General features: G+C 68.4%; 1 protein-coding gene. It reads left to right on the forward strand.

Going from position 1 to position 572, the window contains the following annotated elements:
* The coding region (locus tag BC360_RS27530) for a sulfate/molybdate ABC transporter ATP-binding protein (RefSeq protein WP_139110231.1) at positions 1 to 572 on the forward strand (572 nt) is incomplete at both ends.

Genomic DNA, 572 nt, shown 5'->3' on the forward strand with positions numbered 1-572 from the left:
GCCTCGCAAAAGACCGTGCAGCAGCGCAACATCGGCTTCGTCTTCCAGCACTATGCGCTGTTCCGGCACATGACGGTGCTCGACAACGTCGCCTTCGGGCTGAAGGTGCGCCCGGCCAACCGCCGGCCGCCGGCCGCCGACATCCGCCAGCGCGCGCTTGACCTGCTCGACCTCGTCCAGCTCTCCGGGCTGGAGAAGCGCTACCCGGCGCAGCTGTCGGGCGGCCAGCGCCAGCGCGTCGCGCTGGCCCGCGCCATGGCGGTCGAGCCGAACGTGCTTTTGCTCGACGAACCGTTCGGCGCGCTCGACGCCCAGGTTCGCAAGGAACTCAGGCGCTGGCTGCGCGAGATCCACGACCGCACCGGCCACACCACCATCTTCGTCACCCATGACCAGGAAGAGGCGCTGGAGCTGGCCGACCGGGTGGTGGTGATGAGCAAGGGCGCGATCGAACAGGTCGGCACCCCCGACGAGATCTACGACCATCCGGTCTCGCCGTTCGTCTACGGCTTCATCGGCCAGTCGAACGCCCTGGCCGTGACGCTGGCGAACGGCGAGATCTGGTTCGAGGA

The organism is Ensifer sp. LC163, from assembly GCF_001695855.1.
In the GTDB taxonomy this organism is placed as follows: domain Bacteria; phylum Pseudomonadota; class Alphaproteobacteria; order Rhizobiales; family Rhizobiaceae; genus Ensifer.